2 protein-coding genes are annotated in these 567 nt (G+C 42.0%); both read right to left on the bottom strand.

Features of this window, described 5'->3' with window-relative positions; translation table 11 throughout:
• Positions 1-186: transposase (locus tag A3763_RS26705; RefSeq protein WP_156494918.1), on the bottom strand; the 186-nt coding region annotated here is incomplete at its 3' end.
• A 38-nt stretch (positions 187-224) separates the two neighbouring features.
• Positions 225-567: hypothetical protein (locus tag A3763_RS28215; RefSeq protein ID WP_197482780.1), on the bottom strand; the 343-nt coding region annotated here is incomplete at its 5' end.

The raw sequence follows: 567 nt of genomic DNA, 5'->3' as shown, positions 1-567 counted from the left end.
TGGTGACCAGTTATCTGGACTACTACTTTTTGTCACACTTGAACCTGGTAATTGAAATTTATCTCGCCAGGAATACAAGGTGGATAGGTTTATGTTTTCCTGGGCTGAAAACGTTCTTAATGATAACCCACTTTCAAGCCACTTCTTAACAATGGCTTCTTTAAACTCTTTTGAATAATGCTTCACTCATATTCTCTTACCGCCTCCTATTCAATTATTAAAAATTAACAGAGGCGACAACTATCCTGACACAGGGGGATAGCGATACCATCAACATAACCTTCTGGGTTAAAAGGGGAAATAACGGCAGGGACAAGGCGGCCTGGTGCCAAAGCAACAGAACCTAGATCAAGAACTGCGTCTTTAACAGCGTAGATGTCACGCATTGAGTGAGCGAAACCGAATGCATTCAATCCGTCTAGACCAGAAGTGTCACCACGATGGTTGTGGATTTTCAGATCGTTGATCTGAACACCAGCGATATCGATGTAAACATCTAAATCAGTGATGTTGAAGTAGCTATCCATGTGGATTTTTGAGTTCGCATCACCGTAACCAGTAGAACCA

It is taken from the genome of Oleiphilus sp. HI0128, from assembly GCF_001635365.1.
This window is presented reverse-complemented; position numbering and strand designations above follow the sequence as displayed.